Origin of the sequence: Mycobacterium persicum (assembly GCF_002086675.1) — a bacterium.
In the GTDB taxonomy this organism is placed as follows: Bacteria; Actinomycetota; Actinomycetes; order Mycobacteriales; family Mycobacteriaceae; genus Mycobacterium; species Mycobacterium persicum.
On record NZ_MVIF01000295.1, the window covers coordinates 1 to 593 of the forward strand.

Genomic DNA, 593 nt, shown 5'->3' on the forward strand with positions numbered 1-593 from the left:
CAGCGTCACATGGGCGGGCAGCCGGACATGGGGTGGAATCCAGCCTCCGGCGAGATCGGTGACCAGTAGTGTGGTCCGTCCGCCGTCGCGTAGGCCGGCCGCCCAGGAGATGTTTGGTTCCTGTCGGGCCATCGCATCGACGAAACGTCGCAGGCGTTGCTGCTCGGCGGATCGGTTCGCCGCGTCGCCGGTTGTGGCCCCGATCGTAGCGGTGACGGTGGCACCGGCCAATGGTGATGCTGCGCTTGGCGTTTGTCCGTGGGCGGCCTGTGAGGTCGATTTTGCGACCGGCGACATCATCGAGGCACCGGCTGATGGTGACGAGGACGGGGAGGGGGCTACTGCTGCACCAGAGACCGGACCGGCGGGGGCGGCGGTAGGTGGTGTGATGACTGGCGGACGTAGGTCAGAGCCGTAGGCGGGCAACGGCCCCGCCGGGGCGCTGACTGGGGCGATCGGGCTTGCGGTCGGTCCACCCGCAACTACCGGGGCTACCGTGGTCATGCCGGTCTCGGTCGTCGGTGATACGACCGGGGTCGGAGCTGCGGCCGCGCTCATGTCGGGAACATGAGGGACGGCGGCGGCGCCGGTCG

General features: G+C 69.5%; 1 protein-coding gene. It reads right to left on the minus strand.

Translation table 11 applies throughout. The features are described from left to right. Positions 1 to 593 (minus strand): DUF5632 domain-containing protein (locus tag BST40_RS28480; protein ID WP_167381716.1); only part of this gene is annotated, 593 nt, incomplete at both ends.